Raw genomic sequence first — 18,032 nt, forward strand, 5'->3', positions numbered from 1 at the left:
TAAACACTTCAAATTTTTGGTTTAGTTTTTGATTTTAAACAACTCTATCACAACAAAAAAGAAAAAAATCACATACCAAATGAAAAAAATTATTCCTTTCCTATTTCTTTTTATTAGCTGTTTTTCATTTGCGCAAAATGTAAAAGATTACGAATTAGTGCTTAAAGATTTTCATGAAGACACTATTAAACATAATATCATTAATAACGAAACAGAGAAAATTATTGATTACAAATTCACTAAAAATGAGCAACTTTTATAACATTCTTTTAAATGATCAAAAAAGTAATATTTCTTTTTCTATTCTTTTTGCCAATGCTTTTTTTTGGGCAAAAAACTGATAATTACACCTTAGAGGTTATAAAACATAATCAAGGAAATGTTACAGATTTAATTATCAATGAAAATTCAAATGAGTTATTTTCAGCAGATTCTGAAGGCAATATTTTAGTTTATAGTTCAGAAAATTATAAGTATCTAAAATCATTAAATTTAGATAGCTCTGATAAAATTTACAAAATAAGATTTGTTAATAATAAAGAAGATTTACTTATAAATTACTACAATGTAGCTTACAAAGATGGCAAACAACTTATTCATAAAAAAGGAGGTAAATTATGTTTGTATAATTTAGAAAGAGATACCGTTTATAAAACGTTTAAGGGCAATTACAGAATTACAAACCCTAATAGTGAGCCTTTAATTACGATTGCAAAAGACGATGTAAATTTAATTTTGTTTGATAAAGCTTCATTCATAAAAATAGATTCTATAACTACCCAAAATAGAGTATTAAGTGCTACCATTTCTTTTGACAGTAAATTGATTACAACTATAGAAACTGCCAAAAATAACGAAGAAAAAGCACTTACAATTTATGATGTAGCTGCAAAAAAAAGCATTTATAATCTTGATTTTAAGAACCCTAAAAAAATGCTTTCTGCTATACTATTTGAAAAAGAGAGTCTATTATATCTAACTTCAAATCCAAAAGAAAAAGATTCTGAATTTAACAGAATTCAACTTAAAGATTTTAGTGTTGAAAATTTAGGCAATAATGACTTTTATACAGATAATGCAAACACAACTATAATTGCGAATAACAGAAAAAAGTTACTAATTTTTAATGATTCTAAAAATTCAAACTATCAAAATAATTACAACAACAAAATTATTATTGCAGATTTAAAAGATGATGTTTATACATTAAAAACTGAAAATTGTTCTTTAAAAAACAACATCGGGATTTATAATGATGTAAAAAAACAATATTTTTTAGTTGCTGCAAAAGTGCAATATCAGTTTGAACCAACCATTAGTATTCACGATTCAAATTTTAAGCTTGTAGAAAAAGAACTTGTTAAAATTAAAGATCATTTAAATACCCAATCTTTTTTTATTGCTGATGATTATTGGGCTTCTTACATTTTAAAATCATCAAAAGACATCGTTTTTAATCTTTACAAAGAAGGCTCACTCACGAATATATTTTTTAAAGACAGAGCTTTAATTGATAAATTTAGCTATAAATCAAATAGTTTTTTAGAAGAAAATTCTTACGGTTTTAAAGAAGAATTATTTGATAAAAACAAAGGCGTTATTGGAAGCAGAACTTATCAATATGAACAAGAAAAAGACGGTTACAAAAAAAATATTATTGGTTTTCATTATTCACGTTATAATTTACTAACCAATAAAGTAGTAAAATTATTTAGCAATACTTCAACAAATATTAATTACTTAAAAAGTGATTTAATTGCTTTTAATGCACAACAAAATATCTTTTTGACTTCAGTTTTTAATGATGATAAAAACGGAACTCAATTTATAGTAATTAGCGAAGGAAAAGAGTTTTTAGTAGGAAAACCAAGACTTTTTGGGTTCGAAAAATCGGATGTGAAATTTTCTAATTCAGGAAAATATCTTTGTCTTAAAACAGATAAAAACACCTATGAAATTTATGATTGGCAAACTAACAACCTCATTTATACTCATAAAGGCGATTATATATATGATATAATTCATCCTGTAGATAATCATAATTTTATCATCACCAAATCAAATCCTAAAGATAAATCATCAGAAAAACAGGTTAGTAATTTACTTTCAGAAACCAATAATACATTTAAAATCAGCAAACTAAACAACAATTATATTTATGATGCTGATTATAAAAATGGCAAAATGGTGTTGTTAATTAAAGGTGGAATTATTTTTGAAAACACCAATCATGTGATACCCAATTTACAAGATGCGCAAACCATTTCATTAAATGCTGATACTACTAAATTACTTGTAAATTTTGCTGATGGAAAAAGCAGATTATTAGATACAAAAACCTTTACAAGGCTAAACACGATTTATAATTTTCCAGAAAACAAAGTTTTAATTTACAATACAAAAGGCAAATATTATAGCAATTCTAAAGATATTGATGATTACCTATTTGTCAACAAAAACAATAAACGAATCTCAATTTTAGAAGACAGTTTAAATTTATACGATCCTGTTGCAATTTTAAACGATTTTGGAAAGCTAGATACAGAAATGAAAACTAAAATCGAAGAAGCTTTAAAATTTAGACAAAAATTAAAAGAAAACAATCTTAAAGTTAAAGATATAATAAAAGATTTTTATGTAGAAAATACCCTCAAAGCAAATCAATTAACCTACTCAATAATTATTGAGCTTAAACAAGACCTTAAATGTAATTTTGAGATAAAAATAAATAATGTTTTGCAAAACAATTCAAAATTAAAAAAAGTTGCTCCTTTTAAATATAAAGCTGAAATAAGTTTATCTCAAAAAGTAAATAATGTAGAAATTAATTGTTTTAATAAAAAACTTACCTCTTTATCTTTAACCAAAGAGATTAATTATAATTTTAAAATTCCTAGAGATTTATACATACTTTCTGTTGGGGTTTCAGACTATGAGAATAAAGATTTTAAATTAAAATATGCACATAAAGACGCTATAGATATGTCTCTATTTTATGATACACTAAAGCCTAAAAATGTAAAAAGCTACTTAAATAAGATATATCCAGCAAAAATCACAAAAAAAACAATAGATAATAACGTTCAAGAATTAAATACAAATATACCTGCCTCTTATCTTTTTAAAAATGGGAGTCCTTTTCAAATTTCAAAAGACGGTAACTATTGGCTTTTACCAAATAGAGAAGATAAAATTACCGATTATACAAGAGTAACAAATGTTTTAAAACTATATGATTTTAAAAATAATAATGTAAATAAAATAGAACTTTTAGGTGATAATTATCAGCGACGTTATAAAAGCGACAACCAAAATTTAGGTTTTTATTATTATAATTTAGATGATTATGAAACATACGAAGAAGGAACTTCCGTAAATTATTTCAATTTTAAAACAAACAAAAGTGAGCAAACTGATATAACTTTTAACATTCATAGAGCTTATAAAACAGATAAATCTAGTTGGTTAATGCTAAATGAAAATAATATTTACAAAGACCAAAATGGTTACTTGGCTGATTTTTATACTGAAGAAAAAGCACCTCTAAGTTTTATAAAATTTTCAAAGAAAAATAATGTTTGGATACTTAAAAAATTCCCATTAAAAGTAAAAAATAACAGAAAAGATTCAAGGTATAAAATTGCGGACGTTTCAAGTAATGGAGATTTTGTAGGAATCCTCGAAGATTATATAATTCCAGACCCAAACTATCCTGAATTTGGCATTGACGCACAAATTTTTAGACTCTTTCAATTAAAAAAAGGAGCATATATTGAAGTTGAATTAGCATCAGATTTAAAAGGGTTTAAATATGTTTTTAGTGAAGATAACAAGAAATTACACATTTTAAATGGTGAAGAATATGATTATGAAAAGTACGATGTAACTTTAGAAACGTTTTCAATTTATGATTTTTCAAAGAAAAAACTCACCGAAGAAAAAACTAATATCAAGATAGAAAATGATGCTAATATTTTAGGTTTTAATTTTGGTATTCCTTTTGTTTTAAAAACTTATAATTCAGAAATATCTAATATTGAATACAGTTACTTCGAAAAAATAATTGACGATGTAAACTTTTTTTATAACACACCAATATCTTACAAAAAAACGCACGTAAAAACACTCACCAATAAAGAAGCAACTGCAAAAAACATACTAAAAAATGCCAATGACTTCTTTAAACAAGCAAAGCCAGAAGACCAAATTATATTCTTTTTAGCTGGTCATGGAGTTTTAGATAAAAAACTAAATTACTATTATGCCCCTCAAGATATGGTTTTTAATCAACCAGAAAAAAAAGGAGTGTCTTACAACGCAATTGTAAATATTTTATCAGAATCTTCAGCAACAAAAAAGCTTTTAATTACAGATACTTGTCATTCAGGAAACACTTTTGATCTTGATAAGTATAATGTTGAACAAGAAAAACAAAAGTCAGGTATAAGAGGGACTATTGTAACAAACCTATTAAAAAATAAGGGCGAGATTACAACCTCTTCTATTATAACATCTGTGTTAGATAATTTTTACAGCAAAAGCGGAGTAACAGTATTATCGGCTTCTTCTGGGCAGGAAGTTGCTTATGAATCAAATAATATAAATAATGGTGCATTTACAAGAGCATATTTAGAAACCATAAAAAGCCCTATTGAAAACCAAAATTTTAGTAGTGGATATTTTGATACCTTTCTAAAAAAACTTGAGCAAAACCTATTAATTATTACTGATAATAAACAAAAAATGGATTTAAGAGAAATTAATAATTTAGCGGATATTCTTCTTTGGTAAGTGGTCTAAAATAGAATATACTATAGAGAGTAAGTTAATTTTACCAAGCTTTAATAATTACATTTTTGTTGATTTCTCTAATATCTGGCACTTGTTTTCCATTGGTTAAAAGCATTACTTCTTTTAAAACTTCAGCAATAAAATCTTCTGTTAACGGAATTGTTTTTTTTACATCTTCTTTATTTATTGAATAATTAGACATTTTACTTTTTAAAATTTTTAAATACGCAGATGTAAATGCACCATTGCTTAATTCTTTATTTTCGTAAGCAACATCTGCACCAGAAGAAGCTGATAAAATAGTAATGCCAGATTTTGATAAAAAATCGTCAAATAAAGTAGAAACAATATCAGAAACTTTAAATTTTGGTGCTTTTTTGTTTGATGTTGTTACAGTTCCTCTTTTTCCTGCTTCACTAACTATTGTTTTATTTTCGCTGTTTTCATCAATATCTAAAGTGTTTCCTGCATGACAAGTATCCATCAATAATAATTTTTGTGATGCTTTTGAGTTTGATAAACCGTTGATAATAGTGTTAAAAGCAACTCCGTTTTTGGTAACATCATTAAAATCCATATTATAAGGAGCATAATAATAGTTGTTGTCTTTATCTAAAACTCCATGACCTGCAATAAAGAGTATTACCTGATCTTCTTCTTTGGTATTCTTTAAAAAATCTGCTATTTGTACTTCTATATTTTCTTTTGTTGCCTCACTATTTGTAATTTTTTTAACGAATGTTTTATTGAAAGAAAAAGGTGTAGATTTTGATAAAATTTCATCTGAACTAAAAGCACTATAGTTAAAAGAATCTACTAAAGATGAGCTTGCCTTAATCCACTTTGGAGCAGCATTAAAAATAGAAACTCCTTTTATATTATAGTCTTCATCAACAAAAGTTTTGCCCTCTATAACTTCGCCTTTTAAATTATACGTAATTGTTTTGTGTCTAAATTCATTTAATTTGCTATTTAAAATCGTAATTTTTGTTCCATCTTCAGCAATGGAAGCTTCATCTCCATAGGCTATATTTATTGGTACTTTTATTGGCGTTGTTTCTTTTTCTAAATTTATGACAAACGTTTCATCATCACCTGCTCTATATAATAAAAAAGTGCCGCTTTTATTTACATCTTTAAATTGTGGATTGTAAATTGAGCCCTCTAAAACCTCTTCTTTACCAAACTCTTTATATCTATTGATATCAAAACTTTTTATGGTAATTTCTTTTGATGATACATCACCAATTGAAACTTTAATTTCATTTTTTAAACCATCAGAAACACTATTAAAATGAAACCATTTGTTGTTTAAAAGTGGTTGTAAATTATCTGCTTCCTGCTCAAAATCAATTGTAAAAGGCATTTTTATTTTGATGAATTTTTTTGATGAAAATTCATATTTGTAAAATGTATTTTCATTAGTTCTGATATAAAATTCATTGCCTGTTTTAGAAGTATAAATTTGTTTCTTAAAAGAAAAGCTTTCTTTTTTATAATCATTTGGAAAATTTATTTCATCAATTGAATTTGTGTTATAATTCCAAATAAATGTTTTTTCGTAGTTTATTTCTAACCAAATTTTTCCATCAAAATCAATAGGAAACATTTCACCAATAGAACTATAATCTCCTGAATAGCTGTTTATACTTCCTAAATTTTCGTTTTTAGTCGATTTTAAACTGTATTTAGTGCCAAGAAATTCATCTCTAAAATCTTTAATAGTTATCGAATCTAATTTACCATAGACATTGGCAATATCAAAAGCGTCTTTGTCGGCAAAAGTTAAGTTAAAAGCTTCTTGTTTGTATTTAGAAACCCCAATGCTTAGTAAATATAAATCGCCTTTTTTATCAACAATAGGAGTATTTGTAAGTTTGTTAAGCGTTTTTATTTCACTAAATTCTTTTTTGTTTTTTCGTAAAGAAATAGCTTTTTCTAAAAGTGTAAGATATTCTTGATTTGGTGTGCTAAAAACGTTTAAAACTTCTTGTGGTTTAAAAATAGTTTTGTCTGCATTTTGCAAAGACTCTTTTTTATCATTTTTGGTAACATATAAAAAATCATCTGCATTTGTGTTGCTAAAATAATGATTATCAGAATCGTAAAAAATATGTTCTTTTTCTGATGGATGAAACATACCTCCTATTTCTTTTAACGTTTCAGAATCTACAATACTAATTTTTCCATTTGCGTAACTAATCATTAACTTTGAAGCATCGTTATTAAATGAAACAGATTTTATCTTTTTTTGAGCGGTTTCTGGTATAATTTTATCAACCAAAATAATACCTAAATTTTCGATAGCTAATGCCACTTTTTCATCTACATAACTTAAATCGTTTACATAAATACAATCTTTTTTTTCTGATGTAAACAAACCATTTTCATCAGGGATAAAAAAGACACTTTCTTTATTACATTTACCAAAATCAAATGTTTGAAAAACATTACTTACCACAAAACCATTATCAGCATTATGCAAAATGTAACTCCCATCAATTAGTTTTTTTTCAAAGGTTACTGTTTCTAAATCTGTTCTTATTTCTGCAACATTTTTATCGTTAATCGTTAAAATATGTTTAGCTTTATTAGAAAATTTTGCAAATTTATACAACCCAATAAATTCCTTAAGTTTATTATTTTCTATAATAGCCAAAGGTTGAGGATCTGTATAACCTCTGTTGTAATATTTTTTCGGACTTAATAATAGTTTGTTTGAGGAAGCATCATAATCAATAATACTAAAATATTTATCTTTAATTTTATAAAGTTTTATTACTGTGTCTTCAATAAAATTATATTTAAAAATATAGCTTTCGTTATTTACAAGGCTTGAACCTCTAAAAATCACAGAACCAGAATCTTCATTAAATAGGTAATCATTAGAATAAAAAGAAACTTTATGATTTACCTCTAAATAATCGATAAAAGGCAAGTTATTAAAGCGATTGTAAAAGGTTCCTTTGCTAAAATATTTTATTTGTAGTTCGTTTGTTTTAAAATTCTTTTCTTTTGTTTCTAAACCCTCAACTAAAAAACTGTCATCAGGCAAAAACATTCCTTTATAAAATTCACGAGAAAAATCAGGAATAATTTTATTTGAATTTTTAGTTAAGTCTTGTACAGAAAAGTTGGCAATATCATTATAACCATTAGAAAAATATTGGTTTGGTATAACCAACTGATTTTTGCTTTCTAAAAGAACAGGCGAATTACATACTTTAGACAAACTGATTTCTTCTCTAATAAACCTGCCTTTTTTGTATGTTATTATAATTGGAAAATCATAGAGTAAAGCGTTTTTTTTTGTAATTATGAGCTGCTTACTTTTAGAAAAATAATCTGTAATAATGGTTGATAAATCTATATTTGACCAAGGAATTTCAAGAGTAGGTTTTGGAGATTTTAGGCTGTTTTTATACCCAAAAATAGCCAACATTTTTTTTTCTTTAGAAAGTGTAACTGTGTAAAGCGTTTTAGTTTCTTCATTAAAAAAAGGATAAATAATTTTATAATTATCATTTACCTCATTTTCCCAAAGCACCTTTTTTGTGTTTAAATCTCTTAAAACTAAATTTTGTTTGCCTGTATAATGTTCTTCTACATAAGCAATGTTTGTACTATCCTTATTTATACTTGCTACCTTAATTTCGTTATTGGCTTTAAAAGATGTAAAGGGTTGAAACTTATCGTTAAATATTCCAATTTCAGTATCCATTGTGTTTTTTATACTATTTGTTAAAATAGTAAAAGGGCTATTTTTATTGCTAATAATATTTCCTTTAAACAAACTTTTCCCAGATACTTTTCCTTCTGAATTTAAAATCCAAAGTGTATCTTTACTCTTATACAATAAACCTTTACCATCAAAAATTAAACGTGGGCTTTCTATAAAAAAACCATCACTATTTTTTAATGTACTATGATAGCTAAAATCGTCTGTATTATATTTTAATATTTTTCCAGATGCATCAATTGTAAGTATTCTTTCTTCATTTTTAGAAGTAATAATATCTGTTATTTGAGAAGAATGATATTCTTTTAAGTGTAATTTATAATTATCTTGAGCATACGTTTTAGAGAGGAGTCCTAAAACAATAAAGTTCAGTATTATTTTTAATTTGATAAACTTTCTCATAATTTTTCTTTTTCTGTCATCTTTCGCTAAAATAATCAATATTTATAAGAGATAACTTATTTGATTATCAAAACTTTAACAAAAACCTTACCAAATAAATAAAATGTCGTTTAAAAGATTCTCTTATATTTACAAAAAAATCTATTCTGATGTTTAAAACACTTCTAAAAAATTCTATCGCAAGTTTATTAATTGTTTCTTTCTTGTTTTCATCTTGTGCAAGCCATAAAAGATCTAACATACAATCTAACGAAAATTTTGTGGTTGAATTAACAAAACCAAAGGCAAGAGGAGGAATTACAACTGCTGCTTTAGAGGGACTTTTTATGGGTGCAAAATATTTGGTTGATAATTCTACAAAAAAATTGATCAATACCTACACAAACTCTATTTCTATAAACGATTATTACAATAATTTTTCTGGTAAAATTGAAAAAACATATACAGGAATTCAGCTTAAAAAGTATGCAAACCCAATAGAAAGTGAACAGAAAACGGAAATGAAATCTATAATGACTCGTGAAATTGATGTGAAACCGAAATCTAGAGGTGCAAAAGCAACCACTGTTTTAGCGTTAGATGATTTTTTCCCGAAAGAAAATGATGATTTATTAAATTTTCATGCAGTTATCGATTTTGAAAGTGATGAAGGAAATCCTGGTGTAACGCGTTTAAGTTTTAGTGAATTGAGAGTCTTTTTCTCTAAAACAAAAGTTTTTACTGATGAAAACTTAAATGCGCGTGTATTAATTTCCATTGAAGGACAATGGAGAAGCACAGATGGTTCTCCGCAAACTGCTACTTTAATTGAGCAAGAATATGATTTTAAAAACATTAAATATGGTTACAAAAACCAGATTGATGAACCAATCTTAACAAAATGGTATTATGATATTCCTATTTTAGCTGAATTGGAAGAAAATGCAACGTATGGAGTTATAAAAGTAAACGTTCAGTTAGAGGAATATGAAGGAAATAAAAGTAAATACTTAAATAAATTGCCTTCTATTTTAAGTGATAACAAAAGTGCTATTATTAAAAATGGTTCTTCTACAATTAATAAAATTGTAGATTAGTTATAGAAATCTGTAACTTTTATCAACCAAAATTTTTTGTTTTTACTTTAAAATTTTAAGAAAAATGAAGTGCCTTTTTATTCGAAACATGGCAAAAAATTTTAATATATAATTTAGTAATTACCAAAGAATTGCTTTTGCCAATTTGTTAATTTCTCTCATATCCATTTTTTGTTTACCCTTTGTAATCGAGAGCAATAAAGTTTTCAAATTACTAGAAATTAAATCAAAATGTTTATCCTTATTAATAGAATATTCTAAGTTGAAGTTTTGTGTGGTTTGTTTGTTAATATGAGTGTCTAGCGCTTTCAAATAAGCACTGGTAAAGGCGCCATTATAAATATTATTAGACTCGAAAGCAACCTCTTGTCCTGAAGAAGCTGATAGTACAGTAATTCCGTTTTTACTATAAAAATTATCAAAAATCGAAGAGATGATGGCTGACGTTTTAATGTCTGTAGCATTTGTACTATCTGCTGTAATTGTTCCTCTTTGTCCTGGTATTATTTTTTGTTCTTTCGTGTTATTTTTTACTAGGTCAAACGTATTTCCTGAATGGCAAGTATCTGTAATTAATAGCTTTTGAATTGCTGGAGAATCAGACAAAATATTTACCAATGACGCATAAGAAACCCCTTTTTTATCGGGTTTATTAAAATCCATATCTTGAGGCGCATAATAATAATCTAGTTTTTTATTTAGGACTCCATGTCCAGCTAAAAATAAAATAATTTGATCTTCGGCCTTAGCATTTTTAAAAAATGAATTGGCTACTTCTACAATGTTTTTAGAAGAGGCTTCTTTGTTTGTTAATGTTTTTACATACGTGTTTTTATAGGAAAATGGTTTCGCTTTTAAAGAACTCAAAAACTCATTAATACTTTTATGCTTTTCATATAACAAATCATTATTTTCTTTTACACCTGGCTTTAATAAAAGCGGAGTACCATAATTATTTCCTACTAATTGTAAATCATTAAAATTACTTATTTTGGTTACGTTAACAGTCATTTTCTTAGTAGGAATAACATATGTTAGTAAAGTAAGATATTCATCATATTTGTTAAAAGTTACAATTTTAGTATTGTCTTTACTTATAAAAGCCTCTTCAATATCGGTTTCAAAATTTATGGTTGTTGCAGAATAATTGCCATTTATCAGCCTAAATAAACTATACTTAATTTCGTAATCTGAGTAGTGTTTTATCAACACTAAAGAGCCATCATTATTTACATCTAAAATGGATACCAAATCTGAAAGCTCAATATTTAATACATGCTTTTTTTTGCTCCAAACCTTATTTTTCCTTGTATTTATTGATACACATAATCGAGTTTCTTCATCATCTTCTGAATTGGTTAATTCATAGTAAGATTCATTTGTAGTTAACCAATCATCATCATTTATTGGGTAAGATAACTCAATGTTAAAAGGGATATTTGTTTTTTTTGTTTCCTTCTTTTTATAGTCGTAAAAATAAACATCAGAAACCAATCCTTCGTTTTCGTTATAATTTCTAGCGCTATAATAAAAACCCAAATTATTAGCATGACTTTTAAAAGTTGGTATTTCCATATGTAAAGAAACACCATTTTCAAGTGGTATTTTATTTACAGAATTATTTTTAAAATCATATATGTTGATGGCTTTAACCTTATTATTTTCATCATTTACACCAAAAACTGCCTCGCCCCAAAAGGTTCCGTCTTTTGAAAGTTGAAAAGTATATGGGTAACCTCTTTCAAAAAAGTTAAAGACAGCATTAATATTTCCTAAAATACTATCTGTTTTTGAGTTGTCATCAATTTTGGAAATCGCCAAAGGATAAATAGCGTTTAAATAATTCGTAATACTTTTTGCGCCAACATCCCCATATCTTAAAGCCAAGTCCAATGCATCTTTATGCGCATAATTAAGTTTGTAATTTTTGTCTTTATAATTTGAAACTCCAACTGACAGAACATATAAATTTCTTGGAATTTTATATTCATACAGTATTTCTTTAACTACAGGAATTGATTTCTCCTTGTTATACAAACTAGTAATTTCTACCACATTTATATGTTGACTTAAATTTATGTCCGTTTCATAAATTGTTGGAGCAACTTTTTTAAAAGTCAAGTTGTTTTGAACTACATTATTAATTTTTATTATAAAATTATATGGTAAATCTTGTGCTACTTCAATATGTATTTTGGTGCTTAAAGAATTGGTTTTTAAGGACGCTTTATGATCTGAAATATAAAAACTTTTAATGGCGAAACTTTTCTTAGGCGGTTCTCTTTTTAGTTGATTTCTTATGCTTAAAGCTTCTTCAATTTTGCTTTTTAATGGTGTATCAATTTTACTAAAATCTGACAGAATTGAAACAGGGTCATACAAAGAACTACCATATTCAATTAATAAATACCTCTTGTTATTTTTAGTTAAAAATAAATAATCATTTACATCCTCAAAATTACTATAATACTTCCCTTTTGTATTAAATATCAAGCTTTTATTATCTGGAAAATTAATGATTGTATTTAACCATGTAAACGTTTTAGTTTCTAATAACCTTGTTTTACCACTAGAAAAATTCACAAACATTTTTGATGCATCTGAATTTAAAGAAATTGATGTTGCAAAGCCATCAAGACTATTTATCTTGAAACTCTTACCATTAAAAACCACCCCATCTTCAAATAACATTGCTAGTTGATTGTTTTTATAGTCGGCTGATAAAACCAAACCATCTTTTAGCTCCTTAATTTTAAAAGCACCATCTACTTCTGTTATAAAAAAAGAAACATTGCTTTGAGTTTCCTCATTTGTCCCAGAAACAATGAAGTTATTGTTATTGATTTGAAATATATTTTTATTATAATATGAAGTAAAATTATAGCTTAATAGCTGTTTCTTTTTTTTCCAATCTATGATTCTTATCACTTTATTTTTCATCAAACAGATATATGTTCCAGAATTAGAGAATTTAACTTTATCTTCTTGCGTTAAAGTTGAATCGATAACAATACTGTTCTCTTTAGTAACAATTTTTAGTTTTGAATTTGGTTTATAGAGGTCATCTGATTCTTTATTGTATTCAACAATAAAAGCATCCACCTTAGCATTAAAAGCTAAAGGATTATCATCTTTATCCCTTTTAGAGATTTTTTGAATTTTATCATTTAATAAATTATAACTATAATAAAAAGATTCTTGACTCACTGAATCCTTACTTATATAACCAATACTAGTTTCTTCTTTATCAATTAAATGTTCATTAAAATTTTCGTAATTCAATTTGAAATTTTTTCCAGAAGTTTTAAAAAAAGAGTTAGATTGTTTGTCTTTCTTTATAAAACTATTTGATAAATCTCCTTTTTTGTAGAAGTTAAAAACTTTGTCATTAGACTCTAAAGTGTTAAAGGAAATCCAATGATCATTAGAAATAAAGAGAGATTTTGATGCAATATATTCTTTAACAAACAGGTTTTTTTCTAAAAGATTATAGTCTGAATCAAGTACATTTATTTCTCCATTAATTTGAAAATAATTTTGTCCAGAAAAAAATACATATTCATTTTTAACTTTATTGAATGTTCCTATACTAGCTTTAAACTTTAAAGGAATCTCTTTTACAACATAAGAATTATCCTGTAAATTTAAGTCCATACAACTATTTGCTCCAAAACCTCCACTTTCTTGATCACTAAAAATAAGTACGTTATTTCTATTATTTGATATAATCTTTGTGCTTGCAAAACTTGTGTAAAAGGTATTTGTACCTAGTTTTTTAATTTTATAATCAGTTAAAGAAATTCTATTGAATTCAGATGAATTTCTTTGTTGATTTGAAGTAAGTAAAAAAAGGCTTTCTTTTTCAAAAACGATGGCAGATGGTATTTTAGTTTTATCACTAAACTTTATATTATGTATCTTTTTTTTACGTTCAAGATCATAAAAATTTAATGTTTTTATTTCCAAAGAATCATTTATTGCTTTGGGTCCAGGATTAATGTGTACTTCTTCTAAAACAGCTATACGCTTTTCATTAAAAGAAATTGTAGAAACAAGTACTGGTTTATTTGTAGTAATAGAATCTATTTTTTTAAAAGGAAACTTGTTGTATAAAATTAGGTTCGTATCATCTTTGGCAATCGCAATTAAAGACTCTCCATTAGGATTTGTAATTTTATAATTTCCTGAGATGGTTTTATAAATGGTATCTTTATTTAAACTATAGAAACATAATTCTCCTTTTTTAGTGTCTTTATTATAGTAATTTATTAATAAATCTTTGTTGTTATTAATGAGCCTAATGTTAAAAACTGACTTTCTTTTATCAGTATTTAAAGACCTTATAAATTTATAGTTTGAGGCATCATGAACTAAAATATTTCCATAAGAATCCGCAGAAATAATTTCATTTAATTCTTCGTTTATAACAATATCATTTAATTCTCCCTTATGATATTTATGAATATTTAATTCATATTCTATTTTTTCTTGACCTAATGAAGAATAAATTATAAAAAATAGAAAAAAATAATTTATTGGTTTTAACATTTTACTCCTTTACAATCTCATAAATAATTTCAGAAGTATACCCATCTACTTTGTCTGAAACTACAAGAACATCTCCTTGTCCTCTTGAATTTAAAAAACTATTATTTACAAAACTAGCTAAAGGATTTAAAGCACCTCTTTTACCTTCAATTTCTCCTCTATTTTTTATGGTGGATGCAATATTTATTGGATATGGAGATGCAATACATTTCATCACTAATTTCTCAAAAGGAGGACCGTAGTTCATAATTTTATCGCTAAAAAGAACCGTTTTTCCTTTTTCTATCAACCTTTCTTGGTCGTTCATTTTAAAGCGATCACTAGGAAAAATACTATTGATTTCTCCTTTAGAATTTACCTCAATAATCGTAAAATATAAATCTTGTTCTGAATGATTGGTAACTTCAAAAACTAACTTGTCTTTTCCTGGCACAATCGTTAAAACATTATTTCTCATAATGTCTTCTGGTTTGCCAATTTCATTTTCTTCTGTTAAAATATTTAATTTTACAGGCAAAGCTCTAAAAGTAAATTCGTATTTTTTGTTGTTGAAGTTCAGCTTTTTCATATAAGAACCATGTGCATAGGTAGACAATGTTTCCTTTAAACTTTTCAGATTTTCAGGATTCATGTTTTCTTCAATAACACTAAATCCGTTGGTTGCATAAACGTTCAATAGATTATTTTTCTCTGTAATTATAAGATCAGAACCTAACGAATCTACAACTTTACCTAGTTTTGTTTCTTTTAAAAAATTTGTTACTTCACTTTTAACCTCTTTGTTTTTTACACTTTTATCAAAAGCGATATTTAAAGAGATTTCACCAAAACTTTTCTTATCAATAAAAACAACATAATCTTTTTCATTTTTGCTCTTTAAATCATTGTTTAATAAAATATTACTTTCATTAAATTTTGCAAGCACAACTTTTCCTTTTGCTATAATTTTAGTGGAATCTAATTGAGTTTCGCCAACTGGCATTAAAAAAACAGTTGTTCCTTTAAACATTCCTTGCAACTTTCCTGCTTGAATTTTTATAGCATTGCTTGCCAAAATATTTTTAATCTTAAAATATTCTTCTTGCTTAACATACTCATTTTTAAACAGCTTTATATCTTGATCTCCTTCTATTCCTGGGTTTTGATTTGGAGAAAATGTATTCATTTTAGAAGCAATCACATCAAATAATTGTCTATAAGAAAAATCTGAACCTAAATCGCTCATGGCTTCAGAAAAAGCGTAGCTTAAAGCTCCATAACCTTCTGGATGTTCGTAGTTTAATTCGTCTGCAGAAGCTCCAGAAATTAAAACATAAGGGGCAGCATTTTCGTCTACTTTTACTTCATCAAACATATCACTTCCTTGCACTTTTGCATTTTTGCTTGGCTCCCACCCTTCAGGTGCAAATACATTTTTGGTACCTCTTGCTTTTCCTCCTCTTGCAGAAGAGCCTGAATGACAGCTATCTAACAACAATAATAATTGTCCGTTTTTACCTAATGTATTTCTTAAATTGGTGGTAATTTTTGCCAATTCATCATCTCTAATATGGTTTTCGCCTTTATAATTATAAGTGTAAGAAGCCATTGCATCAACAGGTACTAAAGCTTCATCTTTATCATCTGCTTCGTCTAAAGTGCCATCTTCACTGCTATCAAAAATAGGTTGTCCATGTCCTGAATAATGAATTACAACAACATCGCCTTCTTTTATTTTAGTTTCTTGTAATTCCTTAAAAGCATTTAAAATTCCTTTTTTAGTAGCTTCTCTATCAACTAAAGTCGTTATATTTTCAGGGTTGAAACCTTGTCTTTCTAACGTTTCTTTGATTAAAGGCACATCATTTGCAGAACTAATTGCACCCCAACCTGTGCTTCTTGGATACTCTCCAATCGCAATAATTAAAGCATGTTTTGTGGTTTTTGTTTCTTGAGAATATGCAAAACTACTTGCAAAAATGAACATCAATAGTATGTAAAAATTTTTCATAATTTATATTTAAAAAAATTATTTAATTTCAAAAAGACTAAATGAGATTCCGAAATAATATCCAAAATCATACACTGATTTATTAAAAGAATCTAAATCTGTAATGGTTGTTGCATCACCAACTTCTAATCCGTTTGTAAGTCTGTTTACAGTTCCATAAGCAACACCTCCAGATAAAGAGATTCTGCTTTTACTGCCTAAAAATATGGTTGGACCCAATAAAAAATTGATTCCTCTGGTTTCTCCAGTAATTGGGATTGAAACCCCAAAAGAACCACCTAAATTAAAGTTTTCGCTCATCACTGGATAAAAATTGATCATAGTACTGATGTTTGGAGTTGAACTATTCCCAACATCTTCGCCAATAATTCCATTTTCATCGATGTAAAAATCTTTTGCTTTTGTTCCAAAATTGTTTAATGTTAAAGCAATACTCGAGTTTATTTTGAAACCACCTTTAGAAAATAATTTTAAACTTCTTGTTTTTATCAAGTTATCTTCTGTTTCTGTGCCATTTGCCGTTTCAGAAAACGCACTTTGTAAAAAGTTAAGTTCAATAGCAACTTTGTCAGATTCTATGGTATAATCATATGTTTGCTCAAAGTTTGAAGCCTCTAAACTTGTAAACAAATCTTTAATCTTATTTAAATTTTCGGCTGTGTTTAATTGGGTTGAATTAATGCTTTTCTTTAACGCTTCTAAATTTCTATACGTATTGCTTTTTTGAACCAATTCTCCTCTAGACATTGGTTTTTCGCCATTCAAAGTACTGTCTATTTCTGTGGAAATATTTTCAATCTCGTTTGATAATTGAGTTGCGTCTTCTTGAACAGCATTGTTTAAGTTTGATAAAAACAAGTAATAATTATCATTAGGATTCGACAATCTACTATCTTTAAGTTGCGAAGATGCCTCTTTTAGGTTCTTCATAATCTCTTTTTTATCAAAATTTGGGTTTAATAAATTTGATAAAAAAGACGTTTTCACAGCTTCAATATTGGTAGTTAATTTGTTTAAATCTGCAAATTGATTGCTAACTTTTGTTCCTCTAGATTTTCCTCCTCTGGATAAAAACGAACTTTCTTTGGCAACATTATCAATATTTAAATTTAAGCTTTCGCCAGAAAAAGAATTCATACCACCCAGTAAAGAACTAAAGTTAAAGCCACCCATTTTTGGGTGAATAGCTTCTTCTTTAACATCCGTTTTTATAGCAACTGCAAAAGGATTTACATTGATAAGTTTTAATTCAATTAAACTATTTCTTTTAAATTTTGGCCCAGAAAGTGTGTCTGCAATATTGTTAAGTTTATCTAACTTATAATAATTAATTTCTTCAGTTTGGTAATTATAGGTAACTCTATATTTTTCTTGAGCAATAATAACAGTAACAAAAAATAAAAGGAAAAACGTAAGTAGCTTTTTCATTGGTAAGGTTTATTGGATGGTTAAACTTTTTAAAATCTCTAAATTAGTATTTTTTATT

The 18,032-nt window shown here is 26.7% G+C and carries 7 protein-coding genes; 3 read left to right on the forward strand and 4 right to left on the reverse strand.

Going from position 1 to position 18,032, the window contains the following annotated elements; all coding sequences use genetic code 11:
• The first annotated feature begins 79 nt into the window (after positions 1–79).
• Positions 80–262, forward strand: a complete 183-nt coding sequence (locus tag P161_RS0106015) for a hypothetical protein (RefSeq protein WP_155810426.1) — start codon at positions 80–82, stop codon at positions 260–262.
• Positions 263–273: 11 nt separating this feature from the next.
• On the forward strand, positions 274–4,791 hold the full coding sequence (locus tag P161_RS0106020; RefSeq protein WP_155810427.1) for a hypothetical protein: 4,518 nt from the start codon (positions 274–276) through the stop codon (positions 4,789–4,791).
• 40 nt (positions 4,792–4,831) lie between these two features.
• Here P161_RS0106020 and P161_RS0106025 read toward each other — a convergent pair whose 3' ends face one another.
• Positions 4,832–8,932, reverse strand: coding sequence for a caspase family protein (locus tag P161_RS0106025; RefSeq protein ID WP_155810428.1), 4,101 nt, complete (start codon positions 8,930–8,932; stop codon positions 4,832–4,834).
• A gap of 149 nt (positions 8,933–9,081) precedes the next feature.
• Here P161_RS0106025 and P161_RS0106030 point away from each other — a divergent pair, with 149 nt between their 5' ends.
• The gene (locus tag P161_RS0106030; protein WP_026776133.1) at positions 9,082–10,008 is read left to right on the forward strand and encodes a hypothetical protein; all 927 of its coding nucleotides are present in this window, start codon (positions 9,082–9,084) and stop codon (positions 10,006–10,008) included.
• A gap of 120 nt (positions 10,009–10,128) precedes the next feature.
• Here P161_RS0106030 and P161_RS0106035 read toward each other — a convergent pair whose 3' ends face one another.
• Genes P161_RS0106035 through P161_RS0106045 form a run of 3 tightly spaced genes read right to left on the reverse strand, consistent with a single transcriptional unit; the run spans position 10,129 to position 17,974 of the window.
• Positions 10,129–14,556 (reverse strand): caspase family protein, encoded by a 4,428-nt coding sequence (locus P161_RS0106035; RefSeq protein ID WP_026776134.1) that lies wholly within the window; start codon positions 14,554–14,556, stop codon positions 10,129–10,131.
• A gap of 1 nt (position 14,557) precedes the next feature.
• A complete protein-coding gene (locus P161_RS0106040; protein WP_026776135.1) occupies positions 14,558–16,546 on the reverse strand; it encodes a caspase family protein in 1,989 nt (662 codons plus the stop codon).
• An 18-nt stretch (positions 16,547–16,564) separates the two neighbouring features.
• Positions 16,565–17,974, reverse strand: coding sequence for a hypothetical protein (locus P161_RS0106045; protein WP_026776136.1), 1,410 nt, complete (start codon positions 17,972–17,974; stop codon positions 16,565–16,567).
• Positions 17,975–18,032 lie beyond the last annotated feature (58 nt).

Source organism: Polaribacter sp. Hel_I_88, assembly GCF_000687935.1.
In the GTDB taxonomy this organism is placed as follows: Bacteria; Bacteroidota; Bacteroidia; order Flavobacteriales; family Flavobacteriaceae; genus Polaribacter.

Coding starts and splice junctions, on each gene's coding strand:
- P161_RS0106015 (WP_155810426.1), top strand. CDS start 80: ATGAAAAAAATTATTCCTTTCCTATTTCTTTTTATTAGCTGTTTTTCA.
- P161_RS0106020 (WP_155810427.1), top strand. CDS start 274: ATGATCAAAAAAGTAATATTTCTTTTTCTATTCTTTTTGCCAATGCTT.
- P161_RS0106025 (WP_155810428.1), bottom strand. CDS start 8,932: ATGAGAAAGTTTATCAAATTAAAAATAATACTGAACTTTATTGTTTTA.
- P161_RS0106030 (WP_026776133.1), top strand. CDS start 9,082: ATGTTTAAAACACTTCTAAAAAATTCTATCGCAAGTTTATTAATTGTT.
- P161_RS0106035 (WP_026776134.1), bottom strand. CDS start 14,556: ATGTTAAAACCAATAAATTATTTTTTTCTATTTTTTATAATTTATTCT.
- P161_RS0106040 (WP_026776135.1), bottom strand. CDS start 16,546: ATGAAAAATTTTTACATACTATTGATGTTCATTTTTGCAAGTAGTTTT.
- P161_RS0106045 (WP_026776136.1), bottom strand. CDS start 17,974: ATGAAAAAGCTACTTACGTTTTTCCTTTTATTTTTTGTTACTGTTATT.